Origin of the sequence: Variovorax sp. HJSM1_2, assembly GCF_049316285.1 — a bacterium.
Lineage (GTDB): Bacteria > Pseudomonadota > Gammaproteobacteria > Burkholderiales > Burkholderiaceae_C > Rhodoferax_B.
The window spans coordinates 160710-175470 of the sequence record NZ_JBMOXA010000011.1 but is presented as its reverse complement, the minus strand read 5'-3'; the positions used below and the strand labels follow the sequence as shown (position 1 = coordinate 175470).

At 58.4% G+C, this 14761-nt stretch carries 9 protein-coding genes; 4 read left to right on the top strand and 5 right to left on the bottom strand.

Annotated features, from left to right (window positions below):
• Genes ACFQ95_RS14555 through ACFQ95_RS14535 form a run of 5 tightly spaced genes read right to left on the bottom strand, consistent with a single transcriptional unit; the run spans nucleotide 1 to nucleotide 11342 of the window.
• Nucleotides 1–1230, bottom strand: a complete 1230-nt coding sequence (locus ACFQ95_RS14555; RefSeq protein WP_422832059.1) for a methyltransferase domain-containing protein — start codon at nucleotides 1228–1230, stop codon at nucleotides 1–3.
• Complete coding sequence (locus ACFQ95_RS14550) at nucleotides 1227–1787, bottom strand: dTDP-4-dehydrorhamnose 3,5-epimerase family protein (protein WP_422832057.1); 561 nt, start codon at nucleotides 1785–1787, stop codon at nucleotides 1227–1229. Before ACFQ95_RS14550 ends, ACFQ95_RS14555 begins: the two co-directional genes overlap by 4 nt.
• Nucleotides 1784–2890, bottom strand: a complete 1107-nt coding sequence (gene rfbG, locus ACFQ95_RS14545; RefSeq protein WP_422832055.1) for a CDP-glucose 4,6-dehydratase — start codon at nucleotides 2888–2890, stop codon at nucleotides 1784–1786. Before rfbG ends, ACFQ95_RS14550 begins: the two co-directional genes overlap by 4 nt.
• The gene (gene rfbF, locus ACFQ95_RS14540) at nucleotides 2875–3645 is read right to left on the bottom strand and encodes a glucose-1-phosphate cytidylyltransferase (RefSeq protein WP_422832053.1); all 771 of its coding nucleotides are present in this window, start codon (nucleotides 3643–3645) and stop codon (nucleotides 2875–2877) included. Before rfbF ends, rfbG begins: the two co-directional genes overlap by 16 nt.
• A complete protein-coding gene (locus tag ACFQ95_RS14535; protein ID WP_422832052.1) occupies nucleotides 3642–11342 on the bottom strand; it encodes a tetratricopeptide repeat protein in 7701 nt (2566 codons plus the stop codon). The genes rfbF and ACFQ95_RS14535 overlap by 4 nt, the downstream gene beginning before the upstream one ends.
• 402 nt (nucleotides 11343–11744) lie before the next feature.
• On the opposite strand from ACFQ95_RS14535, the gene motA reads away from it, so the two are divergent.
• The 4 genes from motA to ACFQ95_RS14515 all read left to right on the top strand — a co-directional run bounded on the left by motA (nucleotide 11745) and on the right by ACFQ95_RS14515 (nucleotide 14709).
• Nucleotides 11745–12605 carry a flagellar motor stator protein MotA gene (gene motA / locus ACFQ95_RS14530; RefSeq protein ID WP_422832050.1) on the top strand — a complete coding sequence of 287 codons (861 nt, stop codon included), beginning with the start codon at nucleotides 11745–11747 and terminating at the stop codon, nucleotides 12603–12605.
• Nucleotides 12606–12639: 34 nt separating this feature from the next.
• Entirely contained in the window at nucleotides 12640–13599 is a 960-nt protein-coding gene (gene motB / locus ACFQ95_RS14525) for a flagellar motor protein MotB (protein WP_422832048.1), read from the top strand.
• A 73-nt stretch (nucleotides 13600–13672) separates the two neighbouring features.
• Complete coding sequence (cheY, locus tag ACFQ95_RS14520) at nucleotides 13673–14068, top strand: chemotaxis response regulator CheY (protein ID WP_422832124.1); 396 nt, start codon at nucleotides 13673–13675, stop codon at nucleotides 14066–14068.
• Nucleotides 14065–14709 (top strand): protein phosphatase CheZ, encoded by a 645-nt coding sequence (locus ACFQ95_RS14515; protein WP_422832046.1) that lies wholly within the window; start codon nucleotides 14065–14067, stop codon nucleotides 14707–14709. The genes cheY and ACFQ95_RS14515 overlap by 4 nt, the downstream gene beginning before the upstream one ends.
• Nucleotides 14710–14761 lie beyond the last annotated feature (52 nt).

Sequence of the window (14761 nt, the reverse complement as noted above, 5' to 3'; positions counted from 1 at the left end):
TCAAGGTGATATCTCCAAATGAGGTACCGCCGTCACAAACTGCCCCCCCCATTCACGGATGTAGGCCAGTTGCGTCATGACTTCGTCCTTGAGGTTCCACGGCAAGATGAGCACGTGGCTGGGGCGATGTGCGCGCAGATGAGACTCATCAACGATGGGAATGCGGCTACCCGGCATGAACTTGTTTTGCTTGGCCGGGTTCTTGTCGACCACATACGGCAGCAGATGCGGCCGCACGCCGGCAAAGTTCAGCATGGTGTTGCCCTTGGCGGCGGCACCATAGGCGGCAACGCGGTGGCCCTGGTTGTGGGCACTTACCAAAAACTGTAGCAACTCTCGCACGATGCGTGTGCTCTGCAGGCCAAATTGATCATAAAACGCTGGTGTCTTGATGCCCGCGGCCAGCTCTTCCTGCAGCACGGCAGCAACGGCTGGCGCCAAGGGCTGGGCTCCGAGGTCGGTACGTTGCGCAAACACACGCAAGCTGCCACCGTGGGTAGACAACTGCTGCACGTCAAACACGGTAAGGCCATTGGCCGCAAAAATGCGCTGCACCGCCGTGAGCGACAAGTAGGAATAGTGCTCGTGGTAGGCGGTATCAAACTGGCATTGCTGCACCATGCGCAACAGGTGAGGGAATTCAAAAGTGGCCACACCCTGCGGCTTCAGCAACACGGCAAACCCAGCCACAAAGTCGTTGATGTCGGGCACGTGCGCCAGCACATTATTGGCCGCCGTGAGGTCGGCCTGCCGGCCTTGGGCCACCAGCTCATGCGCATAGGCCACGCCGAAGAAACGCTCTTCGATGGTGATGCCCTTCTGGCGTGCTGCGGCTGCGGTGCTGGCGGTGGGCTCCACCCCTAGACACGGCACACCGGCAGCCTGCACATACTGCAGCAGATAACCGTCGTTGGCGGCCACTTCCACCACGTGGCTTTGCGGCCCGAGATGGAAACGCGCCAGCATGTCCTGCACATAGGTTTTGGCATGCGCCAGCCACGAACTGGAGAAGGAACTGAAATAGGCGTAGTCGTCGGTGAACAGTGCTTCACGGCCGGCGTGGTCTTCGGTCTGTACCAGCCAGCAGCTCTGGCAGGTCAGCAAGCGCAACGGGTACCAGGTTTCGGGCGCATTCAACGTGGCCTGGGTCAGGTAAGCGTTGCTTGGCGGCGCGCTGCCCAGATCGAGAAATGGCAGGGTGAGTTCAGAGGCGCAGTGACGGCACTTCAAAGCCGGACTCCTTCAAAGCTATTGTTCAACATAGGGTGGCCGCTATCGCGTGGTGAGAGTTGTGTTATCGGCAGGGGCCACGCCAGCGCCAGGCGCGGGTCTTGTGGGTTCAATCCGGCCTCTGCGCCAGGGACGTAAGGGTTGGAATGGCAATAAAGCATTTCGACATCAGGACTCAAGGTTTGAAACCCGTGCGCAAAGCCTTCAGGGATCAGCAGTGCACGGCCGTTCTCAGCCGACAACACTTCGCCGTGCCACTGCAAAAACGTCGGTGAACCGACCCGCAGGTCCACTGCCACATCCCACACCTCGCCACGCAGGCAACTCACCAGCTTGGCCTCGGCGTGCGGCGGCAGTTGGTAGTGCATGCCGCGCACCGTACCGGCTTGCGCGGTGAATGTGTGGTTGATTTGGGCGATGGGTTTACGCCAGCCGGCAGCCGCCAGCTCATCGGCACAAAAAAGGCGTGATAAAAATCCGCGCGCATCACCAAGCCGCTGCCGCTCTATACGCAGCAAGCCAGCCAGCGGGGTGGACACGAGCTCGAAGCGGCTCATGCGGACAGTCCTGCACTCATGTGGGCCGCCAGATCGTTTTCATAAGCCTGGATATCCGCCAGGCATAACTGCCTAGCGGATGCGCCGTCTGCCTGCTGGCGGTACCAAGCCATGGTGCGCTGCACCGCGGCCGACAGCCCCCATACCGGCGCCACCGCCAACTGGGTACGCGCTTTAGCGACCTCGAGTGCCAACCAACCGGCTTCGTGCGGGCCTTGCTGTCCGTCACCCCAAGCCACCAGGCCTTCGGGAAAGGCTTGGCGTGCCAGCTCCACCACGTGGCGCACGGTGGCGGCTTCGTGGGTGGCCGGGCCGAAGTTGTAGGCACCGGCCAGCGCTGGTTGACGCCAGATTTTCTCGGCCAGCACCAGATAGGCGGCGAGCGGTTCAAGCACGTGTTGCCACGGTCGAATGGCTTGTGGGCGGCGAATGTCAAGCGTGGTGCCAGCTTGCCAGGCGCGCACGGCGTCTGGCAGCAGACGGTCTTGCGCCCAATCACCCCCACCAATCACATTACCTGCACGGGCACTGGCCAGCGCTACGCCAGCCGCCTGCAGGTAAGACGCGCGGTAGCTGGCCACCACCAATTCAGCAGCCGCTTTGCTGGCACTGTAGGGGTCATGCCCACCCAAGGCGTCGTCTTCGCGGTAAGGGTAAGGCCATTCGAGGTTCTGGTAGACCTTGTCGGTGGTGACCACCACCACGGCGCGCACGCTGGCCACCCCACGCACGGCATCCAGCACGTGGGCTGTGCCCATGACGTTGGTAGAAAAGGTGTTCAGCGGTTCGGCATAACCAGGACGCACCAAGGCTTGGGCGGCCAAGTGCAACACCACTTCGGGACGCGCCTGACGCACCGCAGCGGCCAGTGCGGCGGCGTCACGAATATCGCAGCGCACATCGTCCACCAGGCCCGCCACATCGGCCAAGCCGAAGAGATGTGGTGCGGTCGCTGGTGGCAACGACAAACCGACCACCTGGGCGCCCAGATGATGCAGCCACAACGCCAACCAACTGCCTTTGAAGCCGGTGTGACCGGTGAGCAAGACACGCTTGCCACGCCAGAAAGCTGCACTCGGACCTTGCATTACCAAACCTTCCATGGTGCCTTGCCAGACAGCCAAAGGTCTTCCAGCATGTTTTTCTCGCGCAAGGTGTCCATGGGTTGCCAGAAGCCTTGATGCTCAAACGCCATCAGCTGCCCGTCAGCCGCCAGGCCAGAAAGCGGATCGGCCTCCCAACTGGTGCTGTCGCCTTCAATGCGGCTCAAGCATTGGGGCGAGAGCACAAAAAAGCCGCCGTTGATCAAACCGCCGTCGCCGCGCGGCTTTTCGGTAAAACCGCGCACCTGCTCGCCATCAAGCTGCAATGCCCCGTAACGCCCTGGTGGCTGCACCGCCGTGACGGTGGCCAGCTTGCCGTGCGCGCGGTGGAACGCGATAGAGGCGCCGATATCAACATCGGCTACACCATCACCATAAGTAAAGCAAAACGCCTCTTCATCACGCACGTAATCGCCGATGCGGCGCAGCCGCCCACCGGTCATGGTGTCTTCGCCAGTGTCGACCAAGGTGACGCGCCAAGGCTCGGCGTGTTTGTGGTGCACTTCCATGCGGTTGCTGGCCATGTCGAACGTCACATCCGACATGTGCAGGAAGTAGTTGGCGAAGTACTCTTTGATGATGTAGCCCTTGTAGCCACAGCAGATCACAAACTCGTTCACGCCATGTGCCGAGTACATCTTCAGAATGTGCCAAAGAATCGGCTTGCCGCCTATCTCTATCATAGGCTTGGGGCGCAAGTGGGTTTCTTCAGAAATCCGGGTACCCAAACCACCGGCCAGTATTACGGCTTTCATACGGTCTCTCTACACCATTGGTCAAACATTGAGCGATACGCTTTTTCCACGTTCTGGGCAAATGCCGGCTCATCCATAAATCCGCTGGCCTGCAACTTCTGCCGTAGCCCGGCCCTGAGCTGGCTCAGCCTTGCCACATCCTGCGCAAGAGCAGCGGCCTTTTCAATATATTCAATCTCGGATTCGGCAATCCATTCGGCGTGTCCTACCCCTTGAAGAATCGAGCTGCCCAAGCGGCCCACACTCGGCCTGTCAGCCAGGGTCACGTAGGGCACGCCCATGTACAGGGACTCGAACAAGGTGGTGCCCGAATTGTGCGGAAAACAGTCCAGGCTGATGTCGATGCCACGCAAGACGTCCCACCCCGGGCTATGAAAACCGATCAACAAACGCTCGTGCTCAATGCCCTGCGCCACAAAACGAGCGGCCAACGACTCTTGGGTTTCACTATCTTTGTAGCTGCTGCTGTCGATCACCAAGCGCGCATTCGGCACACGGCGTAACAGCTCCGCCCAGACACGCACCGTTCGGTGGTTCACACGGATGGCGCGGGTCAGGGTGCCGAAGGTCACGTATCCATTGTTGAGGGCCGGCAGCGGGCCGACCTCGCCGATCTGCGCGACACCAGCCGGCCGGTACACCCACCCCACGGGCATTCGCCAGGGCTTTTCAGAAAAGTAGACTTCGCTGCCGGGAGGTGCGCTCACCGCATCCGTCAGGAAATAATCCATGGCCCGCAAGCCGGTGGTATAGCCGTAGCCCAGCCACGACACCGATACAGGCGCTGGTCTGCGGGCGAAAACGCCAAGCCGGTTGCCGCCGGTATGACCCGCCAGATCCACCAGAATATCGATCCCATCGGCCCGAATACGCTCAGCCAGTGCGGCGTCACTCATGCCCCGTGTCGGCACCCAGTGGTCTACCCAGCTCTTGTAGCGAGCGGTCGCAGCATCTTCGTTACGCAACTCCGCATAGGCATAGACATGAACCGCATCTTTGTTGTGTTGCGACAGCAGCGGCTCCAGAAAATAGCAACATGAATGGTTGCGGAAATCAGGGGAAACATAGCCGACCTTGAGGACTCGCTTGCTTCGTTTCTGGTTGGTATGCGGCGCCCACTCCGCTTGCAAGGGACGAAAGAACTTCTCGTCCAATGCGCAATACTCGGAAAACACCTCTTCGGCTGTTTTATCCGGGTGGTAGTTCATCACAAAAAGCAAATTGCTGTGCGCAGATACGTTTTCTGGACTCAGCTCCATGCAGCGTCGCATAAAAACCTCGGCTTCTTCAAGCTTCCCTTGGTTTTGCAACACGATGCCCAAATTGCCATGTGCCGGGCCGAGATTGGGGTCAAGAGCCAGGGCCTTGCGAAAGCCCTCCTCGGCCTCCACCAGTCGTCGCGTCGAGTTCCAGACCTCGGCTAAATTGTTCCAGGCAGTCGCGGATCCAGTGTCGAGCGCCAAGACCGCTTTGCAGCTGGCCTCAGCCTCTTCATAACGCCCGAGTTCATTCAATACCGCGCCCATCTGCAAATGCAGCGCTGTATTTTCCGGCTCCACGGACAATCCCTTGCGCACACAGGCCAAGGCTTCGGCACCGCGCTGCAAGGTGCGCAGTGCATTGCTCAGGCAGAGGTAACCAGGTACGAACTCTGGATTGCGCAGCAACACCCCGCGCCACAACATCTCGGATTCAATCCAGCGGCTCTGTCCTTGCAAAAGCCGGTCCAGACCAAACAAGGCTTCTGGGAACTCTGGGCGCAGCGCAAGCGCCGAGCGCAGGCTCAGCTCAGCCTCGCGGAAACTGCTTTGCAGACTGAGGTTCTGTCCCAAGTTGTAATGGGCCGTTGGCGACTCTTTCTGCAATGCCAAGGCCTCGCGAAAGTGGCCTTCGGCGGCAGCAAGTCCACCTTGCCTTTGCAGCAAAATGCCCAAACGGCTATGCGCTTCGGCGAACTCCGGAATGAGTTGGATCGCATGCCGGAAGTGTGCCTCCGCCGCCTTCAGTTGCTCACCATCAAAGCTCGAAATTCCTTTTTGGTAAGCCGCCTCTGCCTGCAAGATGCGCGCCTCCAAGGGGTCGGAACTGCCCTCGCACCAAAGCTGGAACATGCGGGTATAGGCCTGCTCCACTTGATTGGCAAAACCGGTCTCATCCATCAATTGGCTGGCCAGCATGTCTGCTCGCAGACGCTGCCGGATGGCGTCCAACGCTGGCAGATCAAGCGCCAGCGCCACCACCTTTTCAACATAAGCGGCGTGGGAGTCGGTGATCCACTCCGCATGCCCCGCCCCTTGCAAAACCGCACTGCCAAGACAGCCTACACCGGGACGCCCGGTCAAGGTGACATAGGGGACCCCCATGAACAATGACTCAAACAAGGTTGTGCCTGAGTTATGGGGAAAACAATCCAAGCCGATATCGATGCCACGCAACACATCCCAGGGCGGGCTGTGGTAGCCGATATGCAGGCGCTCGGCTTCAATGCCTTGAGCCAGGAACTTCTCCACCAACATCTGTTGCGCCGCTGCGTCGGAGAAACTGCGGCTGTCTACCACCAGGTGGGCCGTGGGCAAGCGTCGCATGATTTCCGACCAGACAGAAATCGTGTGTTGATTGAGACGCACACTGCGCGTGAGCGCACCCAAGGTGATGTGCCCATTCTTCAAAGCGGGCAGGGCTCCCGGCTCACCCATACCCTCGGCGGGACGAAACGTCCAGGCCACCGGCAAACGCCATGGTGTTTCTGCAAAAAAAGGCTCGCTTCCCATAGGCACGCTGGCGCCGTCGGTCAGAAAGTAGTCAATGGCCGTCAGCCCTGTGGTGTAGCCAAAACCTAACCACGACAACGACACCGGTGCTGGCTTGAGCGCAAACACCCCCAGTCGATTGCCCATCGTGTGTCCGGCGACGTCGACCAAAATGTCGATTCCATCCGCTCGTATGCGCGCAGCCAATGCAGCATCACTCAAACCACGCGTAGGCACCCATTGGTCGACGTAACTCCGATAACGTTGTGTAGCCGCGTCTTCCTGCACAAGCTCAGAATAGGCCGTGATATGCACAACCGACTTGTTGTGAGAAGCCAGCAGCGGCTCCAAAAAGCGGCAACAGGCGTGGTTACGAAAATCTGGAGAAACGTAACCGACCTTCAATACCCGTGCCGCAGTTCGATTGTTTGTATATGCCTGCCATTTACCGCGAAACGGCAAACCAAACCTTTGGTCGTACTCCCGGTAAAGCGCATAAATACGCTCAGAGCTCCAGTCAGGGTGGTAATTTGCCGTGAACAATAAATTGCTGTAGATGTCTTCCTGGTGCGGATTCAATCGCAGGGCGGTTTGAAACTCTGCAATGGCCTCATCGTGTCGGCCAAGCTTCTGATACGTAATGGCAAGATTGTTGTGCGCCTCAACCGATGCCGGCTGCAGACTGAGCGCACGCAGAAGCGCACGCTCAGCCTCCATAAAGCGCCCCTGATCCTGCAGCAAGTGCCCCAGATTCGCGTGCACTTCAGGATCTTGAGGTAACAACTCTGCAGCACGCAGCTTGGCCGCCAGGGCCTCTGCATCGCGCCCCTGCGGTTGCAGCATCACCCCCAAGGCCTTCCAGGCAAAGCCACTATCCGGGAAGCGCTCGACCATCGCCCGGGCAAGCACCTCACCCTGCTGAAACTTATGCGCCTTGAACAAGTCGGCCAACTGCTGCATGGCCTCGACACTGGGCTCCGCAACTTGTCGCTTGCGCACGCCCAACTGGCCTGCTGCGGTCGCGAGCGATCGCGCAGCTCCTACCGCGGACTTTTCGCGTCCATTGATAGGCTTGCGAATAACTTGCTGGTGACCACTTGCCTCGACTTTTCCGCCCCGTTTTTCTGCTTTTTCAAGCTCCCATTGCGAAAACATCTGCAGGTAGGCCGCTTCCACTTTGCGCGTGAATCCAAGTTCATCCATCAGCGGGCTGGCCATCATCTCGTCGCGCAACTTGGCGCGCAACTTCGCCAGTTGCGGCACATCCGATGCCAACTCGATCACTTTTCTGACGTACTCTTCTTCGGTGGCGGCAATCCACTCTGGGCGGCCCAATCCCTTCAAGATCGAGCTGCCGATCAGCCCCACACTCGGCCGACCCGCCAAGGTCACGAATGGAATGCCCATGTAAAGGCTTTCAAACAGCGTGGTGCCCGAGTTATGCGGGAAGCAGTCCAGGCCTATGTCTATGCCACGCAAGACATTCCAGGGCGGGCTGTGAAAGCCGATGTCCAGACGATGGCGCTCGACGCCATGGGCTTCAAACTTTTGCAGAATGTTTTCACTGACACCCAGGTCAGCAAAACTTTGACTGTCCAGAACCAAACGCGCGGTGGGCAGGCTGCGCAATATCTCGGACCAAACTCTTACGGTCTTGTGATTCAGCCGAATACTGCGTGTCAGCGCGCCAAACACCACGTAGCCATGCTCCAAAGCTGGCAAGGCGCTGACTTCCCCCATGCCATCCATAGGTCTGAAAGCGGCCAAGGGGGCGTCGGGCAATCTCCAGAGTTGTTCCGAGAAAACCGCGCTGGCGCCTGCGGGCGCACTCGCCTCATCCGTGAGGTAGTAATCAATGGCACGCAGGCCAGTGGTATAGCCATAACCCAGCCAACTCACGGAAACCGGCGCTGGCTTGCGCGCAAAAACACCCATGCGGTTGCCATTGGTATGCCCCGCCAGATCGACCAACACATCGATGCGATCGGCCCGGATTCGGTTGGCAACTTCCTCATCACTCATGCCCAGGGTTGGCACCCAGTGGTCGACAAGAGCCGCGTATCTTGTGGATACAGCGTCACCAGCCGCCAACTCCGCATACGCAAAGACCTCAAATTTCTCCCGGCTGTGCAGCTGAAGCAAGGGCTCTACAAAACGATTGCTCGCATGTTGCCGAAAGTCCGGTGAAACATAAGCTATGCGAAGCACCCGACCTGCGGCCGGGGCGTTTTGGTGTGACTGCCAACTGGATGCATAAGCTTGACCAAAACGCGCGTCGTAATCGGCGTAGGTTTGGAAAATCTGCTCGGCTGACAGGTCTGGGTGATAGTTGAGCAGGAACAGCAGGTTGTCGTACAGATGCTGTGAATCGAGTCCGTAGGACAAGGCCCGCTGATAACACGCAACGGCCTCGACCACATCACCCAGGTGTTGCAGGGCATTGCCCAAATTGTGATGCGCCAGCGCATAGTCGGGGCGAACGCGCAGTGCCGCCTCATAACACGCTACCGCTTTTTGCAGCTGGTTTTTGTCCTGGTAGACCAGGCCCAGGTTGTTGTGCGCCTCCGCAAAGCCAGGACGCAGGGCGAGTGCGGCAGAAAAATGCGACAAAGCCTGATCCAGGTTTTTTTCAGCACGTGCTTGATTGCCCTGGTTGTAAAGCGACTCGGCTTGCAGGGCAGCCATGGGATCGAGTTCGAGACACTGCAGGAAATCCTCGCCCTCTCCTTTGGGCTGAGCCTCAAACCAACGCGCGAACATCTGCCGATAGGCATCTTCAACTCGGCGGGCAAAACCCGTTTCGTCCATCAACGCACTGGCTTTCATCTGGTCACGCAATTGCAGGCGTATCAACTCAAGCTGCGGCAGATCTTGTGCAAGCCCGACCAGTTTTTCCACATATTCATCTTCGGTCGTGGCAATCCACTCTGGTCGCCCCACTCCGCGCAAGATCGCGCTGCCAATTCGCCCAACGCTTGGACGCCCCGCCAGGCTCACAAACGGAACCCCCATATAGAGGCTTTCAATGAGCGTTGTGCCAGAGTTGTGCGGAAAACAGTCCAGGCCTATGTCTATGCCACGCAAAACATCCCACGGCGGGCTATGGCAACCAATATCCAGTCTGGCCCTGTCGATCCCAAATGCCTCAAAACGTCGGATCATCGCCTCTTGAATCGCCGCATCCAGGAAGGACTTGCTGTCGATGACCAAGCGTGCATTCGGCACACGCTTGAGGACACGAGACCAGACGCTGATGGAGCGCTGGTTGATTCGAACACCCCGGGTCAGGGTTCCATAAGTCACGTATCCCCTGGACCTGGCGGGCAAGGCATTCACTTCACCCATGCCTTGCGCAGGACGATAGGCGGTGAAGGGAGAGTCGGCCAGCCGCCACAGGGTTTCAGAAAATAGATGCTCACTCCCCTGCGGAGCACTTGTTTCATCCGTCAGGTAATAGTCGACGGCTCGCAACCCCGTGGTATAGCCATAGCCCATCCAGCTCAATGAAACCGGTGCAGGTTTGCGCGCAAAAACCGCCAGACGATTTCCTTTGGTATGCCCGGCCAAATCCACAAGCACATCGACACCATCGTCGCGAATGCGCTGCGCAAGTTCGTCGTCCGACATGCCCTGAGTGGGCACCCAATGGTCAACATAGCCCTTGTAGCGCTGAGTGACTTCGTCTTCTGTCGTTTTTTCTGAATATGCGTACACCTCCACAACCGAATGGTCGTGACAGGCTAACAATGGCTCGACAAAGAACGAACAAGCATGACGGCAAAAATCAGGCGACACATACCCGACCTTGAGACGTCGCCCCAAGTGAGACTTACGCATAAAAGGTCGCCAGGCTTGACGCAGGGGCTCGCCAAATCGTCGCTCGTACTCCTGGTACATGCGGTAGATTTCTGTCTCCGATTTGTCTGGGTGGCAGTTCAGAATGAACAACAGATTGTCAAATGCGGTGCGATAGTCTGGCTTGATCTGAATCGCCTTTTCCAAGGCCGCAAGGGCTTCATACACCAGCCCCTGCGTGGTGTAGACACCACTCAAATTGTTATGCACCCCGGCCGCATCGGGCTTGATCTCCACGGCACGTAAAAAGCAGTCGTGTGCATCGACGACACGCCCTTGCGCATTCAAGGCCAGGCCAAGGTTGTTGTAGGACTCGGCGTGATCCGGTCGCAGTTCCACCGCCCGCCGCAACGCCACAACCGCGGCGTCGATCTGGCCCAACTCAAACTGCGAGCGCCCCAAATTATTCAAAAGCTCTGCGTCCTCGGGCATCAACTCTGCAGCGCGCAGCTTTACCTCGAGTGCCTCGGTTTTTTTTCCCTGAGACTGCAGCATAGACCCCAAGGCTTTCCAAACGAAGCCCTCGTCCGGGTAAAGCTGCAACAGATCCCTGGCGTGCGCCTCGCCTTGCGCGTAGCGCCCCGATTGAAACAAATCAACCAGCTGGTGTTTCTCGTGTTCCGGCATCGGAACATGCGGCAGCGGCTCCGGCACAACCATCGACGGCGGCAACGCTTGCTCTGCGGGCTGTTCGCGCGAGGGCCGCTCAACCAGACGGTCATCCAAAGTGGCCGCAATGGCGGGCTGCAAGCCATTCGCACGGGCCATCATCAACACCTGCTGCGCCAGCGGGTGTTGCCCGTCGCGAATCAGCGCATCGACGTAACTGAACCAATATTGCTGCTTAGCGCTATCCGCATTGAGCGCAGCCTCAAAATGAGGCAATGCCGCCGCCGGCTGCAGCCCCTGGATCGCCAGCAGCACACCCAAATTGTGATGGGCGTCCCCGTGCTCGGGCTGCTCGTCCAGGACCTGGCGGTAAAGGCGTTCAGCGCCTTCAAAGTCCCAGGCCTGATGCAGGGCCATGGCTTGCTCGAACAGGTTCTCCACTTCGGACGACTTGCTTTCCATCGGTGCGGGGGCTTCAATCATGTTGATCCATCGTTTCAACGCTGATCGCCCATAGGTAGATGGGCGCACCAGCTTTGCCGACTGAGGATAAGACCATCAAGGCACACGAATGAGCCGAATAGACGGCAATATCACCAGCACTTCGCCGCATGCGAAACCGCACAATCCGCGCCTCAGATGCTACGCTGCACACACGCTCGGATGCTGCGCAACGGATGTGCACAAACGTCTTTTTACTCCCCTTGCCGGAACCCCTGTCACGGCAGCGTTATGGCGATTCAGTTGAATGGGCCGATTTAACCCGGCTACTTTTGCTTTAAAACGTCACCGACTGCGGCACCATCCGATACATTTATACACAGCGGTTCGTTGAACAGGGTTCACCGCTCTTTTACGGATCTTTGTCCAGAAATACAACCAATCATGATCGTTCTCATTGGTTATGCCGTCGCGATGGGCTGCATCTTCGGCGTGTACATCCTCCACGGTGGCAACATCGGGGTAATTTTGACCGCCCTGCCCTTCGAACTGATCACCATCTTCGGCGGCGCCTTGGGCGCCTTCGCGGTGAACAACCAGCCCAAGGTCTTGAAGGCCACACTGAAGCTGTTGCCCACGGCGCTGAAGGGGTCCAAATACACCAAAGAGCGTTACCTCGAGCTGTTGACGCTGCTCTACGACATCTTGCAAAAGGCGCGCAAAGAAGGCCTGATGTCGATCGAAAAGGACGTTGAAGAACCGCACGATTCGGAGATCTTCAAGAAATACCCGGTGGTCGGCTCCGACCACCACGTGGTCGAATTCATGACCGATTACTTGCGCATGATGGTGTCGGGCAACCTGAACTCGCATGAGATCGAAGCCCTGATGGACAGCGAAATCGAAACCCATCACCAAGAGACCCATGCACCCATTGCCGCACTGACGCGCTTGGCAGGCGCCTTGCCTGCCTTCGGGATTGTGGCGGCCGTGTTGGGTGTGGTGAACACCATGGGCTCGGTGGGTCAACCCCCGGCAGTCCTGGGCGGCATGATTGCCTCGGCCCTGGTGGGTACGTTTTTGGGCATTTTGCTGGCGTACGGCGTGGTTGAACCATTGGCCGGCCTGCTGGAGCAAAAGACCGAAGAAGGCTCGAAAGAGTTTCAGTGCATCAAAACCACCCTCCTGGCCAGCATGCAGGGTTACAACCCAGCGACAGCCATCGAATTTGGCCGCAAAGTACTGTTCTCCACCGAACGCCCGAGCTTCCTGGAACTGGAAAGCCACGTTCGCGGGAAGAAGTAATTGAATTCACCGAAACAATCAGTAGGACGCTGACATGGCAGGCGAAGGCAGCAAGCTTCAACCCATCATCATCAAACGGGTCAAAAAGGGTGGTCACTCGGCGCATGGCGGCGCTTGGAAGATCGCCTACGCCGACTTCGTGACCGCCATGATGGCGTTTTTTCTGCTGATGTGGCTGCTAGGCTCCACCACAGAAGGCGACCGCAAGGGACTTTCCGACTATTTCAATGCCCCACTGAAAGTGGCCATGCAAGGCGGCACGGGCGCGGGCGCGAGCAACAGCATCTTGAACGGCGGCGGCGCCGATCTCACCAAAGACGTGGGGCAAGCCAATAAGAGCCCGCAGAGCGCAGAAGAAGCTGCGGCACAAAAAAAGGCCGCCGAAGCCGCCGCCAAGGCTGAACTGGCGCGGCTGGATCGCAACCGCATGGCGGCACTGCGTGCCAAGATCGACGCCATGATCACCAACAGCCCCAAGCTGACGGAATACCGCTCGCAGATCAAGATAGAACAAACACCCGACGGGCTGCAGATACAGATCATCGACGACCAGAGCCGCCCCATGTTCGACAGCGGCAGCGCCCTGGTGAAGCCTTATATGCGCGATATCTTGCGCGAAATCGGCTCGGCCCTGAGCGGCATTGAGAACCGCGTCAGCCTGGCCGGGCACACCGACCGCACACCCTATGGCAACGGCGAACGTGGCTATAGCAACTGGGAATTGTCTGCCGACCGGGCCAACTCTTCACGCCGGGAATTGGTGGCGGCGGGCATGCCAGACGACAAAATGGCTCGCGTCGTGGGCCTGGCATCCAGCAGTTTGTTGGACACAAGCAACCCATTGGCCCCGGTCAACCGCCGCATCAGCATTACGGTGATGACACGTGAAGCTGAAGCCCGCTTACTGGGCAATAGTAGTGCCACAATACCGTCCGAGACACAATCTGCGGCCGAGCCTGTGCAAAATCCGCAACCGACGGGGCAGAAACCGTAGGTTTGTGATCGGAGTTACCGAGGATCCATTAGATGCGCCTCTTTTTAGCAACCCCACATCGAAAGGGTCACCCGTGGCAAACGAACTACGTTTTCTAATCGTAGACGACTTCTCCACAATGCGTCGCATTGTGCGCAACCTGCTCAAAGAAAGCGGCTTCGCCGATGCCGAAGAAGCCGAAGATGGCGCCGCAGCATTAAACAAACTGCGCAACGGGCATTTTGACTTTGTTGTCAGCGACATCAACATGCCCAATATGAATGGGTTTGAACTGCTCACAGCCGTCAAGGCAGACGAGAAGCTCAAACACATTCCGGTGCTGATGGTGACCGCGGAAGCCCGCAAGGAAGACATCGTGATGGCCGCCCAAGGTGGTGCCGCCGGCTACATCGTCAAACCCTTTACCAAAGCGATTCTCGAAGACAAGGTGCTGGCAATCCTGAAGAAACTCGGGCTGCAACAAGAATGAGCAACGATCCGACCTCAACGCAAGTGGAGTCGGATGCCGTTGAATCCGATGTTCACCACAAGATTGGGTTGTTGACTCGGCAATTACACGACTCGCTGAATGAGCTCGGATACACCGACAAACTCAAAGGCAGTGTCAGCGAACTGCCGGACGCCCAGTCCCGCCTGTCCTACATCGCCCGCCTCACCGGCGAAGCCGCCGAAAAGGTGCTGATGCGGGTGGAAATGGCGAAGACACAACACGACTACATCGCCGACGAAACCCGCCGCGTCGGTGCCTTGCTTGTCAAGGACCCCGTACATGCGGTCGCGACCGGTGCGGTCTACAACTTCGTGGCAGATGTGGAGCGAGCCACCAAGGACATCGACAGCCACCTCACCGAAATCATGATGGCCCAGGATTTTCACGATCTGACGGGCCAGGTCATTGCGCGGGTGGTGAATCTCGCCGCCACCATTGAAGACCAGTTGGTGCAGCTGCTGATCAAGACCGCACCACCTGGCACCGAGTTGGCGGTCGCTGCGGCGCCAGCCAAGCCACCAGAAAAACTGGCCGGCCCGGTGGTTGACGCCAATCCAGGCGGAGACGTGGTCACCGACCAATCGCAGGTCGACGATCTGCTGGCAAGCCTCGGGTTCTAAGCCCGCAAGGCTTGGGATAAGAGGGGCAAGCGCCCCACTTTTCCGCCTTTAG

What these genes read in the sequence shown, in the direction of transcription:
- motB (WP_422832048.1), top strand. Translation starts at nt 12,640, where the DNA reads ATGGCAGGCGAAGGCAGCAAGCTTCAACCCATCATCATCAAACGGGTC.
- ACFQ95_RS14535 (WP_422832052.1), bottom strand. Translation starts at nt 11,342, where the DNA reads ATGATTGAAGCCCCCGCACCGATGGAAAGCAAGTCGTCCGAAGTGGAG.
- motA (WP_422832050.1), top strand. Translation starts at nt 11,745, where the DNA reads ATGATCGTTCTCATTGGTTATGCCGTCGCGATGGGCTGCATCTTCGGC.
- rfbF (WP_422832053.1), bottom strand. Translation starts at nt 3,645, where the DNA reads ATGAAAGCCGTAATACTGGCCGGTGGTTTGGGTACCCGGATTTCTGAA.
- ACFQ95_RS14515 (WP_422832046.1), top strand. Translation starts at nt 14,065, where the DNA reads ATGAGCAACGATCCGACCTCAACGCAAGTGGAGTCGGATGCCGTTGAA.
- ACFQ95_RS14550 (WP_422832057.1), bottom strand. Translation starts at nt 1,787, where the DNA reads ATGAGCCGCTTCGAGCTCGTGTCCACCCCGCTGGCTGGCTTGCTGCGT.
- rfbG (WP_422832055.1), bottom strand. Translation starts at nt 2,890, where the DNA reads ATGGAAGGTTTGGTAATGCAAGGTCCGAGTGCAGCTTTCTGGCGTGGC.